This is a genomic window from Scytonema sp. PCC 10023, from assembly GCF_963920835.1.
Taxonomy (GTDB): Bacteria; Cyanobacteriota; Cyanobacteriia; order Cyanobacteriales; family Nostocaceae; genus Kalymmatonema.
In genome coordinates this window covers 55,236-71,030 of the sequence record NZ_CAWUDP010000013.1, presented here as the reverse complement: position 1 = coordinate 71,030, position 15,795 = coordinate 55,236, and the positions used below count along the sequence as shown (strand labels likewise).

Here is a 15,795-nt window from a genome sequence, read left to right as displayed (position 1 = left end):
CACGTGAAGAAGTTGTCGAAGCTGCGGCTAGCTTACAGCGGTTTTTAGGTAAATGAACCAAATCACAAGACCTATCTCCAAACCTCAGTTTAGAATCCCCTTACTTCCAGTGAGGGGAGATGTCAAGCAGTTAACAGGAGAACCAGAATGACCCTTAATCAACAAGCCATTTTGATGCAACCAGGTCAAGGAGCTTCCTACTGGTTTGATCGTGATTTATATATCTTTAAAGCAGTGGGTGAAGATACAGGTCAAGCGTACGCTCTGTGTGAAGTGGTAGTTGCACCACAGGGCGGTGGTACGCCTCCTCACAGGCACAGTCGCGAAAATGAATCGTTTTATATCCAAGAAGGTGAGCTGGAATTCCAGCTCGATGAACAGACGATTGTTGCAACAGCTGGAACCTTTCTCTACTCACCTAAAGGTCAACTTCATCGATTTATCAACACGAGTTCTATGCCTGCGAAACTGTTAATTTGGGTTACCCCAGCAGGATTTGAGAAGTTTGTTGCAGAAGTTGGTAAGGCAACGGATAGCCAGGTTGGTTCTGCACCGTCTTTAAGTTCAGCAGATTTGGAAAAAATTCTTTCGACCGCACCTAAGTATGGTGTAGAGATTATTCCTCCGTCTTCTGCTGATTGACACTCCTCGACCTAAAGGTACGAGGATTCTTGCTTCATCCGTCCTCCCTAGATATCCGAATGCAAGCATTCAAATATCCCCGTTTGGATACGTCCACAAGCGCACACGGACTGCCCGACCGTGTTTAAAAGGATTTATTCAATTTTTTTTATTTCTCATTCCCACAGTATGTCGCACGTAGCTGAGCATTGTGGATGGCGAGCTACCAACATTGGCTATCTAGGCGTATTACCGCATTGCCATATACATTATGGCATACTTGACACGATTCCTCAATAAAGCCGTCCTAGAAGGACGGGGCTTTAAACCCAATTTTTTGGTAAACTAAGCCAATTGTCGCTCTAGTTGAGCATCATGAGGGCAAGCAGAGTGAATGGAACGAGGCGGAGTAGATGGACTAAAGTAGCGAACAAGAACGTTGCAAAGCTTTGTAAAGTAACTGTTGATATTCTTTATCTCTCACCCCATAAGCACCAAACCTTTCCAAATGGGGATTCATCATTTGGGCATCAAACATCACAAATTCCCTTTGGCGCAACCTTTCCACCAACTTCACCATCGCCACCTTTGAACCCTCGGGGATGCGGTAAAACATCGACTCGCCAATAAAAGCGCCCCCAATCACAATTCCTAAAATTCCCCCAGCAAGTTCATCCCCTTGCCAAGTTTCAAAACTATACGCCCAACCCGCTTGGTAAAGTTCCCAGTAAATCTCTTTTAATTCTGGTGAAATCCAGGTGAGTTCTCGGTTAGCACACCCAGCCACAACAGCTTTGAAATCGCGGTTAATCGCAACGGTAAAACGCTCTTGATTGAGAACACGCTGCAAGGACTTAGGGTAACGAAATCGTTCATCTAAAGGAATGAGAGTGCGATCGCGGCTTTTATACCACCCCAAGACATCATTCTCATCAGCCATGAGAAAATAGCCTTGAGCATAGCTTTGAATAATAGTGGCGATATCATATTGCATAAAAATAAGCAAAAAACATATTTTGTAGTAAGCAGTGCGATCGCCTACTACGAAAGTATTTTTTGGCAACCTGAGTCTTTAATATAAAAATAAAAGAAAATGACAGAACCAATTCCACCGATCACCTTACCACCACCTCAAAATCCTATGCTTGAGGGAGAATGGTTGCGCCAGCGCTTGCATCAGTGGCTTGATGAAGAATTTATCCCAGAAGCGATCAATCAGACAATTGCCGAAAGAGCAGCACAAATTTTTGTGCGTCAACGGATGGAAGGAGAAAACGACTTAGGTTCTCTGGTGATTGCTATTGTCACAGAGATGCAGTCGTTTGATTTTTCCAAAAGTTTCTATGGAGAGTTTGCTATAGCCAACGCTGTCAGCGATTTACTCCTAGATAGTCTGGGAATTGATAGATGTTGCGGACAATAATTTTTGTCCTTAATTTTTGTCCTTCGTCATTAGTCCTTTGCCCTTTGTCATGTGCTAACGACTAATGACTAATGACTCATGACTAATGACTAATGACTACCAACTAGATTTAACCACTCCGGGTAAAATACCTTCGTGTGCCCATTCCCGTAGGACGTTCCGAGATAGTCCAAAGTCGCGGTAGACTCCTCTGGGACGACCAGTTACCCAGCAGCGGTTACGACGACGACTGGGAGCGCTATTGCGGGGTAGCTGTTGAATTTCGCGGTGAATTTCCAGCTTATCAAGAGGAGATTCTGCTTGTTTGAATTCTTCCAACAAGGCTTCGCGCTTTTCAGCGTACTTAGCCACTAGTTTAGCGCGTTTTTTCTCGCGCTCAATCATGCTCTTTTTTGCCATAATGCTCAGTAATTAGATGTCAAGACAGTATTCTCCATTTTATATAATTGCACATCTTTTGACATGAATTAAGTTCATAATTAGGGCTTAATCGCTCAAGCAGTGACACTCCTACACCTCTCTTCTTTGTAGGTGTAGGCTTCTGGCGGATTGCTCCTTCCAGAAATTCGTTCGTGGTACTCATAGTCTTTCCCACTACCGCAGTTTATAGTCAGGAAAAATGCCCCTCCCGACTTGAATGATTGAAAAAACCATTCCCCTACGTTCCTTGAAGATTTTACATACCGGAGGCTGTAGTCGGCTGGTTCATTGCAGCAATTTAAGACCGCACTTCTCGGTAAAACCCCCTATCTTCAGTTGTCTAGGTACAGATGGTTGACCAGTGTTTTAGACGAGCGTCAACACTTCTCTATGTTAACATAATGGGTAGATATTGCCTACCCATTATGAAAGAATCACGATTGAATTTAAGAATATCAACAAAGTAGGTTAAACAAGTTGCGGCTATATGCAGCAAGTAAAGATAAGACAGTCACTCAAATTGTCGAAGACGCTTGTTGACTCTTTGCCCAACACTTTAGTTGGCACTTCTTCGCACTGTCCCCACTCCCGAATCAGCCGACAGCTGATATTGGCAAGCAGCGCGGTGGACGGGTTCCCCGGCATAAAGCGACTGCTTGCCCGAAGGGTCGCGGGACGTACCTTGAGTGCCCCCTCTTTCCTTCCACGCCTCCCAGAGGGTAGGACGTGGGGCTTCTGTCGGAGCTAGCTAACTACAAACCTGGAATTTTTCCTTATTCAGACCACTAAGGGCTTTCCTCAACTTTTGCCTTCACAGTCACCTGTGGCACGTTAAAAGCAGAAGGACAAAGTTCAGCCAGTTGACAAGCTTCACAAGCGGGCGATCGCGCTTTACAAATCGCCCGACCGTGATAAATCAGCCGAATTGACCAATTTTCCCAGTCTGGCTGAGGTAATAGGAGCATCAAATCTCGCTCAATGCGGATGGGGTCTGTGTGTTCAGTTAAGCCCAAGCGCTGGCTCAGACGCTTCACATGAGTATCAACGGTCACCCCAGCATTGATCCCATAAGCATGAGCGAGGACGACATTTGCCGTTTTGCGCGCCACACCAGGAAGCTGCAGCAGCTGTTCCATCCGCTTTGGCACATGACCGCCAAACTCATTGACAATCATCCGACAGGCTGCTTGAATATTCTTCGCCTTATTGCGATAAAACCCGGTGGAACGGACCAAGTTTTCTAAAGAAGCCAAATCAGCATTTGCCAGACTCGCTGCATCCGGAAACTTATTAAACAAGGCTGGTGTCACTTGATTCACTCGTTCGTCCGTACATTGAGCGGAGAGAATCGTAGCCACCAGCAACTGCACTGGGGTTGAGTAGTTTAAAGAGCAAGTTGCATCTGGATAAAGGCGCTTTAAGCGAACTAAGATTTCTAGCGCCCGTTGCTTTACAGATGACCGTTTGCGGGTACTAATCACTGGAATAATTTTTGCACCCACTCCAATTGGGTAGTTTCTTTGAGTATGAGAAAAATCCCTAGCCCTAAAAGTATCACCAAACCAGTTTGCATGACACCTTCTTGAACGCGATTAGGCAAGGGTTTACCGCGTAAACCTTCAATTAGTAGAAAAGCAAGTTGTCCTCCATCTAAAGCTGGTAAAGGCAAAATATTGATCACAGCCAAGTTAATGCTGATCAAAGCGGCAAAGAAGAACAAACTCGCTGTATCATTCTGGGCAATGTTGGCACCTATTTCCACAATTCTCACTGGACCAGCAACTTGGTTAGCTGTTTCGCCGAAGTTCGTGATTAATTGCCCAAAACCTTGGAATGTCATTGTGACAATCCGCTGGAATTCCTTAGCGCCAATCTTGAAAGCTTCCACGGGGTTGCTCACGCGACGACGCTCAAGTTTGACGTTGGGAGCAAGTCCAATGCCGATACTACCCTCACCGTTTGCGTTCGCTTGAGGAACTACGGTCAAAGACAGCTTTTGGTCATTACGCGCAATTTCTAGTTGAATTGGCTTATCTGGATTAGTTTTAATTATTTCCCTTAAAGCCTCTAACTCTTGCTGCGATGCCCCAAATTGTCTTTGATTAGCTGCTAGGATGACATCTCCTTTCTGAATTCCTGCTTTGGCTGCGACAGAACTTACATTTGGTGCTAGCTGTTGGATCAAAACTCCTGGTTGGGGTTGGCTTGGTTGTGGTATACCAACAAAACTCACTTGCGTGACTAAAAGGAAGTAGGCAAATATTAAATTCGCTATCACTCCCGCACTAATGACAATGGCCCGATCTAAAATGGGGCGGTTACGCAAAAGATTCGGGTCATTGGCTGGAATATTGCTATCTGGGTCATCGTCAGGAAAACCGACAAAACCACCCAAAGGAAAAGCTCGGATAGCGTATTCAGTTTGCGCTCCTTGATATTTCCAGATAACCGGACCAAAGCCCAGAGAAAAACGATTGACGTAAATCCCCTGGGACCTTGCTGCAATAAAATGTCCAAACTCGTGTACCAGGATCAGAACAGCTAAGACTGCGATCGCTGCTAAAGGCGCAAAAACTGACATAGAATGAGTGAACTTATTCAGCTATACTTCTTCATTTTAAAATCTGTCCCAGTCTACCACTGGTCTGGTGTGCTGATATTCTAGCTTTTTCGGTAATTCTTAAGGGGGAATTGTAAATTGTTAGTCGTTAGTGGTTCTTTGTCACAACTAACAAATACATTTCGGTTAGTGATGTTTCCGTTGTATGAGATCCCCCAACCCCCTTAAAAAGGGGGCAGATAGTTCCCCTCTTTTTAAGGGGGGGCGCTTGGGTCCCCTCTGGGGTTGGGGGGCAAAGGGGGGATCAACTCTTATCCCAAAAGTATTGCACAACTAACAACGCTCCAACTCATAACCCTACATCACAGCACTTCACGTCCTATGTAAGGTTGCAGCGCTTCTGGTATGCGTACGGTTCCATCCTCTTGTTGATAGTTTTCCAAAATCGCTGCCATTGTACGTCCCGCAGCTAACCCAGAACCATTAAGGGTATGCACAAACTGGGTTCCCTTCTTACCGCTTTCTTTAAAGCGAATTTGACCCCGGCGCGCTTGGTAATCCATAAAATTGGAACAGCTGGAAATTTCCCGGTATTTGCCAGAAGACGGAAGCCAAACTTCTAAGTCATAGGTTTTGGCAGAATGAAATCCTATATCCCCAGTACATAAGGCTACGACTCGGTAAGGCAGCTGCAACGCCTGTAAAATTGCTTCTGCATTGCTTACCAATTTTTCCAGTTCCTCACTAGAAGTGCTGGGATGGACAAATTTCACTAGTTCAACTTTGTTGAATTGATGCAGTCGAATCAGTCCGCGCATATCGCGTCCATAACTCCCAGCTTCCCGACGAAAACAGGGAGTATAAGCACAATGGTAGATCGGCAACTCTTCGGAATTGAGAGTTTCACCACGGTAGAGGTTGGTTACGGGAACTTCCGCCGTAGGTGCAAGCCACAAATCATCCGCCGCGCATTTAAAACTTTCTTCAGCAAACTTGGGCAGTTGACCCGTGGCTGTCATAGACTCGGTATTAATCAAAAATGGGGGAATGACTTCCACATACCCTGCTTCTATCTGGCGATCGAGCATAAATTGGATTAATGCTCTCTCTAGCTTTGCACCAGCGCCTATAAGGGTCACAAAGCGACTTTGTGCGACTTTCACAGCTCGCTCAACGTTGAGAATACCCAACTTTTCGCCAATTTCCCAGTGAGGAATAATGTTTGGGTTTTGAGGAATGTACTCATCGCCCCAACGGCGGACTTCTACGTTATCTTCCTCACTCTTACCAATAGGTGTGGAGTCACTTGGCAAGTTGGGAAGTGTCAGTAAAAGTTCTTCGATTTTGGCTGAAAGTTCTTTCTCCTGGGGTTCCAGTTTCCCAATTTCTGCTTTCACAGAACTGCCTTCATCCCGCAAAGCTTGAATTTCTGGTTCTTTGGGGTTGGAACCAGCTTTTATCTTTTCAGGAATTAATTTAGCAATTTCGTTACTACGTGCTTGGAGTTGATTTCGCTTCGCTTCCAATTCGCGTTGCTGTTTATCTAACTCTAAAAGCGGCTGAATGTCGTAGTTTCCGCCACGAGTATTCAAGCGTTCCTGAACCAATTGTGGATTTTCTCGTATTAGCTTAATATCCAGCACAGATTTATCCTAGTCCCTAGCCTGCGGATTTTCTTTACAGTTAACACCTCAAAATATAGTACTTCCGGCTAGTGACAAGTGCAAAAGTCAATGAAGAGGCAAAGGAGTGTTTAGGGGCAAGCATTCGAGATATCTTAAGATAAAATTGATTTTGTCAATAAGAAAATATGCTGAGATAATAAAAATAAATTATAAAAAATTATACTGACTTTTCAGTATAAAAGTGAATGATGATTACAAAGATTATGCGATCGCCTAAAGCGCACTGAATTCTGGGCGATCGCGCTGTGTGCAAAGTACAACGCAATTGCTCACCCAAAAACGATGTTTTCTACTACAGGTGACATATTTTTCAGCCATAAGGGATATTGACAAATGCACTAAAAGCATAATAGGTCACTAATAACCTGCCTAGCGTTCTTACCTTCTGCCATCTACCATTTGCCATCTGACGAATTCTACTAGTTTTTTATTAAGGCAGTCCGCAGCGAACAAGAAATTATCAATTAAGAATTACGCTAAGACTGGGGTTTGGAAATGCGTTGGAGTAGCCAAATGGACGCAACAAGCCCCGCAAAATGTGCTGAAACCGTATTAGTGTTTGCCTGCACGACGAAAATATCCAACGATTGGATAATCCGGCTAGGGTCGATTTGGGTGTAAACTCCAGTACCCACTTGCGGTAAAGTCAATGACTTTGTGAGCAGGATGCCAACAGTCGCTTGCGCCCCTAACAAAGTCAACAGCATTCCCACTAAATGCACCATAACCGCAAAGCGTACGACTTGAACAGTTTCGACTTTGCGCGGGCGGTTGTTAGGATTGGACGATTCTAATCGATTACCAAGCTGGGTGTAACGGAAAGCTAAATAAATACCTACTCCCAAGGCAATGAGCCCAGCAACTGCAAAAAAGGCACCGAACCCAGTTCCTGGATTATTACTAGTGTTGCCAGATCTCTGACTAAAGACGGCAAACAGCAAAATCCCCCCAGAAACAACACCTAGCACTAACTGAATCCAAAAGCTAATCCAACCTGTGAGGCGAAATGCTTGGGCGATGGCTCGGAGTGAAGAGGATTCTGACATACTGATCACCAATGTGCTGGGGTTTGATAAATTTACTATCACACTTAGTAAACAGGACTGGAGTATTTCTAGTAGATAAATTCCGTAATGAATACTTTTTTGGGTGTGTTCGCTATCCGTAAAGCTTGAAATGAAACATGATATTTTGTCTAATCTTTAAGCAAAGACCCTAGGATATTTACTGTCCAGCAAAGTTTTGATTAAGTTCTACATAAATACAGCATTTTACCTTTAAAATTGCTTAGACGGCATTTTATGCTTAAGCAGTTCTTACGCCCTTGGCATAACTTGACACTAAAGACTGTGGCATAGCCGTTGTCAAATCGCTCCTCAATATGATCTCAGAAGCTTGGGTAGGGGTGCAAATTTTTGTATCCCTAAGGTTGGTGCATCAGTTCCACGATTAGTCAGCGTGGAATTTGTCTCATGTCATTTTTACCCTTTGGTGATCCAGCCTAAGGAACGCTAAATACTAATCTTAAATGAGTAGTATTTTATACGATTTCCGTGGATTGTATGCTCAACCCTTAGGCATTTTTTAGCCATTCACTAACCATGAAACTTGAGGATATATATCACTTTTTTGAAAATCCTCCGCCAACTTACCTTTGTCAGGAACTCGCTGTTTGTTATATCTTGTATGTTTTGGTACAAGGCGAATCCTATGGAACGGAGTTGATCCAACGCTTGGAAACTGAACATCCAACCTACCGGCTTTCGGATACCGTACTTTACAGTGCGATTAAATTTCTCGAAGACCAGAAGGCAATCACTGGGTATTGGAAGAAACTGGAAGGACGCGGACGTCCCAGGCGCATGTACCAAGTGTCTCCAGAATGGCAATTTCAAGCAGAGGATTTAGCTCGTTTATGGCAACAGTACATAAGCGGGAGAAAAAATTAGCGCTCTTATTAAATAATGAATAAGTCACCTCCTGTAAAATACTCATAATTTAGTTTATGGATACTGCTACTCTACCATCGACGTTGCTGCTCACTTTTTTATTATCGGTCGGGCTATTTTTCTTTATTCGTGCCTCTACCAAAGACCGTACACAAACAGAAAAGCTGGTTTGCGAGCAAGACGAAGCTACTTTAATGCCTCAATTAAGGGAGTATTTTCAAACACGGTCTTACCGAGTAGCAGCGGTAGACCCGAAACAAAACCAAGTGACTTTTGAAGGCTTTGTTCAACCTAGCTGGTTTTTAGCTGTGTTTTTAACAGTTTTAGCAGCTGCGGGTCTTCTTTGTTTATCACTAGTTTTGTCACTACTTTTTCCCAAACTTAGTACAATTTTTCTTGCGCTGGTGCTGCTGTCGCCTTTAAGTGGTGTTTTTTATTGGAAAAAAGCTGGAAAACTAGAGAAAGTGTCGCTGAAGGTGGAAGCAACCGAAGGCGACCAACATCCAAGTAAAATCATTGTAACTGCCCATCGAGACGAACTTATTGAGTTACGCAGAGCTTTGGGATTAAAAATTTCTGAATAGCTGTTATTCTTTGATTCAGACTGGCAATTTCAGTTTGTTGCCTGCACCTTGTCTTGCATTATCATACTGTGATAATCAGGATGTGGTGTCATGCTGAGTCTTGTGCAACCTATCGCTTGAGGACAGGTTTGTGAAGCGTAGACTCCAAACTGGGCTTCAAAAAAAAGTAGGGTAAGTCGCATCAAGAAAGTTCTAAGCGGTGAAGCGCACGCTAGAGATGAGCCTAGCTCCGACCTAGGAGACACGCAATGCTTGTGATTGACAATTGATTAACCGAACATGATATAAGCCGCAAAGACACACTATAAGCCACTTTTGACTTAAAAAAATGGAATAGAGAGAGGAGGTAAAACGACTCCTGCTGTATTGCTCTTCTCCACAAGTTGTAGAAAAAAGCTATATCGCTTGAAAGAGCGTGCCGAAGCTTTGCTCAAAACAGGATCGCTCTATCCCCACTCCCTTATACGTTCTGACACTTATATCCAACTTATACAAACACAAGGTTTGATTGAAGTTGATAGCCTCAACCAAAATCGCTAAGCTAACACTGGCAAGTGAACTGCATCGTTAAAAAAAAATGAAACTTTCAAAAAACCTAGCAATTTTGTCAGTTAATGGTTGTCATCAGGCAAACTCAAACTTTATGATAACCATTGTTAGTTTATCGACTAGCAACAGCTAGTGGCTCCTGAGCTGGAGAACCTTCAAGGATTCTCAGGCTAGGGAATAAGAAGTGGTTCTCTTCAACATATTGAGCACCAAACAGCCCCTTTTCAGCCCAAAAATAACGGTCTGTTGTGTGTTCATTTCGCTTTACAAGTAGCAACGCGGGTGGCAAAATTCCTTCAGCTTGAATGAATTTTCTAGCTGCTGTCACAGGCTTATCTTCGCCGCTTTCGATGCTAAATTGAGGCACGTGTTCTAAAATTCGCCGCCCTTCTTGGCGACGACGGCTCTTCCTCTTGCGTCTCCTTGCCAACGTTCTGTCCTCCTCTTACAAGCAATAGATTGTAGTGATAGCTACAAAATCCGTCGTAATTATAAAAGTTCTAGTTCAAAAATACAAGAGTTGTTAACCTTTTGATACAAGAAAGATAATTTGTTTTTTAAAAGAAAAATTAAAAGTAGTGAACAATATAATTCCTTGGAACGAACCGTTAGTTGCTTTCTTCAGTTAAGCTTTGTTAAATAGAACAAGCCAACTGCTGTTTGTTTTCGTCCCTATAGTCATGTCATCTTAAAAAAGGGCTCTTGAAATGTTAATGTCTGCCAGTTCTGAGTTTGTTGCTCTATGCCGAGAGCAATTGGCACTGTTAGCCCAAGGGCTGGAAGCATCTTTGAGCGTTGTCTATTTGACGCAAGAATTGATAGAAGCTTCGACAAATGAAGCAAAACTCATTCCTGTGGTGGTTTACCCAGAAACGGCAGTAGAACAGCAAAGAGCTAATGCTTTAGTATTGCCGAGCTCAATACCTATTTCCAAAAAGAATTGGGATTCGTACACAAGAGAGGACGCTACCTTGGATAGAACAGGCCGTTCTCGTATGGGCGATGTGTTCAACCCCAAAAACAACCGTTCTAACCGGAGATTATTGAAAGCAGCAGAGGAATTTCCAGCCCGATCACGAGAAACTGGGACAGGAGATGCAGCATCAGCCCATTCAACAGAGGACTATCTACTAAGAGGTGACCAAATTGTTTTACCTCTTGTCCATGAGGATGTGATGATAGGGTTGCTCGTCACAGTCAGGGAAGACCGAGCATGGAATGAACAAGAAAGAAGTGAAATAAAACGGATTGCTCAAACGCTATTGCTTGCTTGTGTTTTGGATCAGCGTCGAGCATGGCTGCACCAGCAGTTGCAGCAACAACAAATTCTCCAAGAAAAGCAACAGGATTTACTGGATAATTTATTGCACCAGCTTCGTAACCCATTAACCGCATTGCAAACTTTTGGTAAACTATTGCTGAAGCGAATGCGACTAGGAGATGCTAACCGAGAGGTAGCAACTAGTATTGTGCGGGAAAGCGATCGCCTCAAAGAATTGTTGCAACAGTTTGATGAAGTTATTGACCTGACAGCAGAAGATTTAGGACCACTGGCGTTACCTCAAAAAGAAGTCCTTGTAGAAGCAAACGTGCAGAAAGACGCGAAAGCACCGCTTTTGTTGCCTGGTACAGGAGAAAAAGAAGTTAACTGTTCTGTACTCGATATATTAGAACCATTGTTAGTGTCAGCCAGAGCGATCGCTCAAGAGCGAAATTTGCAACTGATATCTGAAATTCCTCCTAACTTACCTCTGGTACGCGCTAACCTCAAAGCATTACGAGAGGTATTAAGTAACATTATTGACAATGCTTTGAAATACACGCCCACTGGTGGCAAGATTTTCATCCAGGCGGGGCAACAAAAAGCTCATTTTCAGGGAATTACCATCAGTGACACAGGTCCTGGCATTCCAGCACAAGATTTAGAGCATCTTGGAGAGCGACATTACCGAGGTGTGCAAGCTCAAACGGAAATTCCAGGGACGGGGTTAGGATTATCAATTGCCAAACAGCTCATAGAGCAAATGCAGGGCGAAATAGAAGTTTTCAGCCCTGCTGTGACCTCGCTTATTACATCACCCGATGCACCAGGAACGACCTTTATTATTTGGTTACCCAAAGTGAAGACAGAAGAATCAACAGTGAAGAATCAAGAGTGAAGAATCAAGAATATCTTTTATTTCAACGAAACCTCAAAGTTCTGACCGATGGTCATTTGCAAGTCGGTGTTTGGATCAATGGCGATTAAATCCACACTCTTCTTACCAAAGAACAGACTAATCAATCCACCAATAGCAGCGCCGCCCAGAACTTCTTCTGCAGCAATAGCGCGATCGCCAGTTACAACAGATACCGCTGCTGCTGCACCTGCACCAAGTGCGGTATTCCTGAGAATTGTTTTTGTATTGATGCCCTTTTTGACAGTTTCGGTCTTGGTAATTACTTCCGAAGTCGCATTGATTGGATACTCCTGACCATTAGTTAAGATGAGTTTTTGGGCGATGAATTGAGAACCGCCCTTGTCTTTGACGGGACGCAGTTCACCAACTACCCGACTGCCAGTCGGAATGACTACAGTTCCTTTATCAGTAATCACGTTTTGTGACACGGTGAGGGTTAGAGGTGCTGTTTCATCCTTAGTCACGAGAATTTTTTCTGCTTTTTCATACTTTATAGGAATCACAGTACCTTCAGGAATTGTCACCGCTACTGGTTTTGATGGAGTCGGTTCACCAAGAGCTACAACGTAGGGCGAGTTAATTGCTGCGACTTTACCAGAGCTAACCAGTGCTTGGTAGACAAAAGCTGCTACTTGTGCGCGAGTTGCAGTTGCTTGCGGATTTAGGAATTTAACATTAGGATAATTCACGACAATTTGTTTCTCTGTAGCCGCAGCAATTGGACTACGGGCATAGCTAGAGATGTTATTAGAGTCGTTGTAATATTGCAGGTTGCTTTCGGCGTCACCGCTAACGTTGTAATCTAAACCGTTAGCCAGGGAAACTAAAACCTGTTCGCGGGGAATATTTTGGTTAGGCTCGAAACGATTGCCAGGATATCCAGACAAGAAACCGGTGGTATATGCATCCTGAATCGCACTCGATGCCCACAAGCTGCTTGGTACATCGTAAAATCTGACTGCCTGCCGTTCTGGCGCTTTTTGGAAAGCTTTGCCAATCATGGCAGCAAATTGAGCGCGTGTGACTGGCTGTTCTGGGCGGAAGCTACCATCTGGAAATCCAGCGATAATTCCCCGTTGTGCCAGTTGTTGAATAAACTCTGCTGCCCAATAGTTGGATTGAAGGTCTGTAAAAGTTGTTTGGGCGAAAGAAGCTGTAGGTGTCACTAGAGGTGCGATAGTACCTGCTGTTATGCCCAAAGCCATGAATGCAGCACATCCAGATTGCCAACGAAAGTGACCAAACATTATATCCTCACTCCCCAAAAAAATCTGCTCTTTTCTGATTGTTAATTCGACTATATTTGAATTAGGAAGTTCCTAAATCGTTATGGCTTTGGTTAATAGTTTCATTTGGCTATAAGAGTCATTGAAAGGATAAAATCTCAAGTCTGAAATGAAGGAAAAATTTAAGAAGAATGCAGAACACAGAACACAGAACTCAGAATATCCCCACAAGGGGAATCCGGGGGATTTAAGAATGGAAAAACTTTCTTTTTTTTCCACGAATAAATTCGGGGGCTTCAGACCAATACTCAGAAACCAGAACTCTTGATTCATAACGAGAAAACGCGTTCAATATTCTGACGAATGATTAGTAGCGGATGATTCTTTCTTGGTGAAAATAAAGTAAAAAAAAAGTAAAACTACTTTATTTCTATCTTTCTCCTTTCTTTCATCCTTGAGACTTTCTTCAGTCAAGATTTTCCTATGTGTTTTGCCAATTTAAAAACCAGGGCTATTTCATTCTATGCACGACTCGCCCAGAAATAAACTTCCGGGCTAATAGCCGAAGTCCGTTAAAACGAAACGGCACTTTGTACACTCGGGGGAACCCCCAAGGGCGCAGTACCTCCTAAAACTCAGAATTTGAGTCTGTTAAAACCGACTTAAGCTATTAGCTGTGGAACTTAAGTTCCACAGCGAGTAGAGGAAGAATGAAATAACCCTGGTTAAAAACTATTTCCATCCAGCTTATTAAGTAAGACGTGGCATCGACAGAATAGTTGCAAAAAAATTAAAAATTTTTATGTGATGCTACCTAGAACACCGATTCACTAATCCCAAAAACCCGGTTTCTGTTCCTGAAAAGATTAATTTTTCGTTGGCTGTAGAGACGCGCTGTTTGAAGCGTCTCTACAAAAAAACGGGTTTTTTAGCTCCAAGTCTGAATACTGAATTGGTGTCCTAGAACGATAAAAAACCTCATCCTTCCAAACTCCCTTTCACTAAGCTCAAAACACGGAAGTATTTCCTTTGCGAGAGAGCAAATTGCGAGGGGTTAGGAGTGGGGTCAAGTCTTGTGTTACCATCTCTAGCTCAACACAACAGTACAATTTATTGGCAACAGACAGCTGTAGAGCAACCCCTCCTCTGTCTCCTTGTACAAACAGAGGAGGGGTTGCTCTTCTGGCAACCCCTTGGTAGTATACGGGCGATACTCCTTCGGAGTCGCTTCGCGATCGCACTCTTGGCGCAAAGTGTCTTGGAGGCAAAGGAAGGGCGATTCGGCAAAGCCCAGTGCCGGAGGCGATCGCACTGCCAATTAATTAGGCGCACAATCTAAATTAAGATTAGCCTAGTAATAGCCACGAGATACTAACAAATTAGAGCGCAGTACGAGATTCAAATCTCCTCTTTGGGGTTCAACAACCAGAACGTCAGCTTTGTTGCGCCGTAATAAAACGCTTGCAGCAGCACCAGCACCAGCACCGAGTATCGGCTCTAAAGCTTCAATTCTGCGGTTACCTGTCAGCAGTGAAATGACACTAGCAGCACCTGCACCAATAGCAGCATCTTGCAGAATGGTACCAGTTTTAGCTCCTTTGCTGATTGTTTCCTTTCTGGTAATGATTTGAGAAGTTGCATTAATAGACTGCCGATTACCATTAGGAAGCAGTAACTCTTGCGCTACAAAATAAGTCCCTTTGACACCATTTCTGGTTATTGGTTGCAATTGTCCATCAATTTCGGTTCCTTCTGGAATCAATACATTTCCTGCCCTATCTACAATGTTTCTTGCCACCTTCAGCTTTATGGGTGCAGTTTCATCAGGAGTGACAACAATTTTATCTTTGTCATAGGTGACTGGAAGTGTAACTCCAGCAGGAATTGAAACTGTTCCTGATTGGGTTTGGGTTTGACCGCGAAAGATTGATTGTGCAGAAGCGGGAGCAGAGACAAACATGGGTGCAATGGCTCCTGTTGTCATTGCCATTGCCATAAGTGCAGCGGTTCCAGTTTTCCAACGATTCAAGTGAGTCATAGCAGAGCCTTTTTGTTTCTTTCTTAATGTGTTTGACGTGCTGTTACTGAGATTGTTTCTGGCTTTTTTTAAACCTGTCGTTAGGCGTATTCCGAGGCTTAAATCGATTTTATGACGGTAAGAATGTGCAATTGTTCCTCTCTATTCTTATACCGCTTCTTGGCGCTAGAGAATAGTAACGAAGGATGTATATGACGGAAAGCTTGTGAAATAGTTCCTAAAGATTTTTACATTATTTACATTATCTGTATCTGGCGATGTATGCCCAGTAATAGGGGAGTCAGGCAAATTGCAATCTCTTACTTTCTATTGTAATGTTAATTTCTTGTGATGGGAGAGTATCATACTGATACACCTCTTGTTTATACAAAGATAAGCAATAAGCTTATTGCTTTGCTGTAAAATTGCTACAGTAATTATTTAACAGTTATCACGGATGAAATCGCCCTCAGACTATAAGTCTGGGGCTATACAAGCGAAGCTCCGTTCGCGTAGCGTGCGCTTTGCGCTCAGTTCCCTACGGCGGGAAACCCCAACGGGAGAGCCAGTTGCCTGCTGTC

The 15,795-nt window shown here is 43.5% G+C and carries 16 protein-coding genes; 7 read left to right on the top strand and 9 right to left on the bottom strand.

What is annotated here, in order from left to right; genetic code table 11:
- The first annotated feature begins 147 nt into the window (after positions 1-147).
- Complete coding sequence (locus ACM0OZ_RS10450) at positions 148-642, top strand: cupin domain-containing protein (protein ID WP_414582733.1); 495 nt, start codon at positions 148-150, stop codon at positions 640-642.
- Positions 643-1,039: 397 nt separating this feature from the next.
- Here ACM0OZ_RS10450 and aat read toward each other — a convergent pair whose 3' ends face one another.
- Entirely contained in the window at positions 1,040-1,615 is a 576-nt protein-coding gene (gene aat / locus ACM0OZ_RS10445; RefSeq protein WP_414582832.1) for a leucyl/phenylalanyl-tRNA--protein transferase, read from the bottom strand.
- A gap of 99 nt (positions 1,616-1,714) precedes the next feature.
- Between aat and ACM0OZ_RS10440 the strand changes: the two genes are divergently transcribed.
- Positions 1,715-2,044 carry a hypothetical protein gene (locus ACM0OZ_RS10440; protein ID WP_069351106.1) on the top strand — a complete coding sequence of 110 codons (330 nt, stop codon included), beginning with the start codon at positions 1,715-1,717 and terminating at the stop codon, positions 2,042-2,044.
- A gap of 96 nt (positions 2,045-2,140) precedes the next feature.
- Here the strand turns inward: ACM0OZ_RS10440 and rpsN are convergent, their stop codons facing one another.
- The 5 genes from rpsN to ACM0OZ_RS10415 form a co-directional block, all read right to left on the bottom strand.
- Positions 2,141-2,443 carry a 30S ribosomal protein S14 gene (rpsN, locus tag ACM0OZ_RS10435; RefSeq protein WP_414582732.1) on the bottom strand — a complete coding sequence of 101 codons (303 nt, stop codon included), beginning with the start codon at positions 2,441-2,443 and terminating at the stop codon, positions 2,141-2,143.
- Positions 2,444-3,249: 806 nt separating this feature from the next.
- Positions 3,250-3,966, bottom strand: coding sequence for an endonuclease III (gene nth, locus ACM0OZ_RS10430; RefSeq protein WP_414582731.1), 717 nt, complete (start codon positions 3,964-3,966; stop codon positions 3,250-3,252).
- Entirely contained in the window at positions 3,942-5,045 is a 1,104-nt protein-coding gene (gene rseP, locus ACM0OZ_RS10425; protein WP_414582730.1) for an RIP metalloprotease RseP, read from the bottom strand. Before rseP ends, nth begins: the two co-directional genes overlap by 25 nt.
- A 341-nt stretch (positions 5,046-5,386) precedes the next feature.
- The gene (gene serS, locus ACM0OZ_RS10420; RefSeq protein ID WP_414582729.1) at positions 5,387-6,667 is read right to left on the bottom strand and encodes a serine--tRNA ligase; all 1,281 of its coding nucleotides are present in this window, start codon (positions 6,665-6,667) and stop codon (positions 5,387-5,389) included.
- A gap of 518 nt (positions 6,668-7,185) precedes the next feature.
- Positions 7,186-7,755 (bottom strand): DUF3611 family protein, encoded by a 570-nt coding sequence (locus ACM0OZ_RS10415; RefSeq protein WP_414582728.1) that lies wholly within the window; start codon positions 7,753-7,755, stop codon positions 7,186-7,188.
- 555 nt (positions 7,756-8,310) lie between these two features.
- Here ACM0OZ_RS10415 and ACM0OZ_RS10410 point away from each other — a divergent pair.
- From ACM0OZ_RS10410 to ACM0OZ_RS10400, 3 genes are all read left to right on the top strand, one after another.
- Positions 8,311-8,658: a PadR family transcriptional regulator gene (locus ACM0OZ_RS10410; RefSeq protein WP_073636234.1), complete on the top strand. Its 348-nt coding sequence runs from the start codon at positions 8,311-8,313 to the stop codon at positions 8,656-8,658.
- Positions 8,659-8,714: 56 nt separating this feature from the next.
- Positions 8,715-9,242, top strand: coding sequence for a cofactor assembly of complex C subunit B (locus ACM0OZ_RS10405; RefSeq protein WP_414582727.1), 528 nt, complete (start codon positions 8,715-8,717; stop codon positions 9,240-9,242).
- A gap of 405 nt (positions 9,243-9,647) precedes the next feature.
- Positions 9,648-9,782 (top strand): hypothetical protein, encoded by a 135-nt coding sequence (locus tag ACM0OZ_RS10400; RefSeq protein ID WP_414582726.1) that lies wholly within the window; start codon positions 9,648-9,650, stop codon positions 9,780-9,782.
- A 121-nt stretch (positions 9,783-9,903) separates the two neighbouring features.
- Here ACM0OZ_RS10400 and ACM0OZ_RS10395 read toward each other — a convergent pair whose 3' ends face one another.
- Positions 9,904-10,221, bottom strand: a complete 318-nt coding sequence (locus ACM0OZ_RS10395) for a DUF3155 domain-containing protein (RefSeq protein WP_096564951.1) — start codon at positions 10,219-10,221, stop codon at positions 9,904-9,906.
- Positions 10,222-10,498: 277 nt separating this feature from the next.
- Here ACM0OZ_RS10395 and ACM0OZ_RS10390 point away from each other — a divergent pair, with 277 nt between their 5' ends.
- A complete protein-coding gene (locus ACM0OZ_RS10390; RefSeq protein WP_414582725.1) occupies positions 10,499-11,950 on the top strand; it encodes a sensor histidine kinase in 1,452 nt (483 codons plus the stop codon).
- Between the two features lie 17 nt (positions 11,951-11,967).
- On the opposite strand, the gene ACM0OZ_RS10385 is transcribed toward ACM0OZ_RS10390, so the two are convergent.
- Positions 11,968-13,218 carry an S-layer homology domain-containing protein gene (locus ACM0OZ_RS10385; protein ID WP_414582723.1) on the bottom strand — a complete coding sequence of 417 codons (1,251 nt, stop codon included), beginning with the start codon at positions 13,216-13,218 and terminating at the stop codon, positions 11,968-11,970.
- A 1,039-nt stretch (positions 13,219-14,257) separates the two neighbouring features.
- Here ACM0OZ_RS10385 and ACM0OZ_RS10380 point away from each other — a divergent pair.
- Entirely contained in the window at positions 14,258-14,536 is a 279-nt protein-coding gene (locus tag ACM0OZ_RS10380; protein ID WP_414582722.1) for a hypothetical protein, read from the top strand.
- A gap of 12 nt (positions 14,537-14,548) precedes the next feature.
- Here ACM0OZ_RS10380 and ACM0OZ_RS10375 read toward each other — a convergent pair whose 3' ends face one another.
- Positions 14,549-15,235: a conjugal transfer protein TrbI gene (locus ACM0OZ_RS10375; protein WP_414582721.1), complete on the bottom strand. Its 687-nt coding sequence runs from the start codon at positions 15,233-15,235 to the stop codon at positions 14,549-14,551.
- Positions 15,236-15,795 lie beyond the last annotated feature (560 nt).

What these genes read in the sequence shown, in the direction of transcription:
- ACM0OZ_RS10450 (WP_414582733.1), top strand. Translation starts at nt 148, where the DNA reads ATGACCCTTAATCAACAAGCCATTTTGATGCAACCAGGTCAAGGAGCT.
- aat (WP_414582832.1), bottom strand. Translation starts at nt 1,615, where the DNA reads ATGCAATATGATATCGCCACTATTATTCAAAGCTATGCTCAAGGCTAT.
- ACM0OZ_RS10440 (WP_069351106.1), top strand. Translation starts at nt 1,715, where the DNA reads ATGACAGAACCAATTCCACCGATCACCTTACCACCACCTCAAAATCCT.
- rpsN (WP_414582732.1), bottom strand. Translation starts at nt 2,443, where the DNA reads ATGGCAAAAAAGAGCATGATTGAGCGCGAGAAAAAACGCGCTAAACTA.
- rseP (WP_414582730.1), bottom strand. Translation starts at nt 5,045, where the DNA reads ATGTCAGTTTTTGCGCCTTTAGCAGCGATCGCAGTCTTAGCTGTTCTG.
- ACM0OZ_RS10415 (WP_414582728.1), bottom strand. Translation starts at nt 7,755, where the DNA reads ATGTCAGAATCCTCTTCACTCCGAGCCATCGCCCAAGCATTTCGCCTC.
- ACM0OZ_RS10410 (WP_073636234.1), top strand. Translation starts at nt 8,311, where the DNA reads ATGAAACTTGAGGATATATATCACTTTTTTGAAAATCCTCCGCCAACT.
- ACM0OZ_RS10405 (WP_414582727.1), top strand. Translation starts at nt 8,715, where the DNA reads ATGGATACTGCTACTCTACCATCGACGTTGCTGCTCACTTTTTTATTA.
- ACM0OZ_RS10390 (WP_414582725.1), top strand. Translation starts at nt 10,499, where the DNA reads ATGTTAATGTCTGCCAGTTCTGAGTTTGTTGCTCTATGCCGAGAGCAA.
- ACM0OZ_RS10385 (WP_414582723.1), bottom strand. Translation starts at nt 13,218, where the DNA reads ATGTTTGGTCACTTTCGTTGGCAATCTGGATGTGCTGCATTCATGGCT.
- ACM0OZ_RS10375 (WP_414582721.1), bottom strand. Translation starts at nt 15,235, where the DNA reads ATGACTCACTTGAATCGTTGGAAAACTGGAACCGCTGCACTTATGGCA.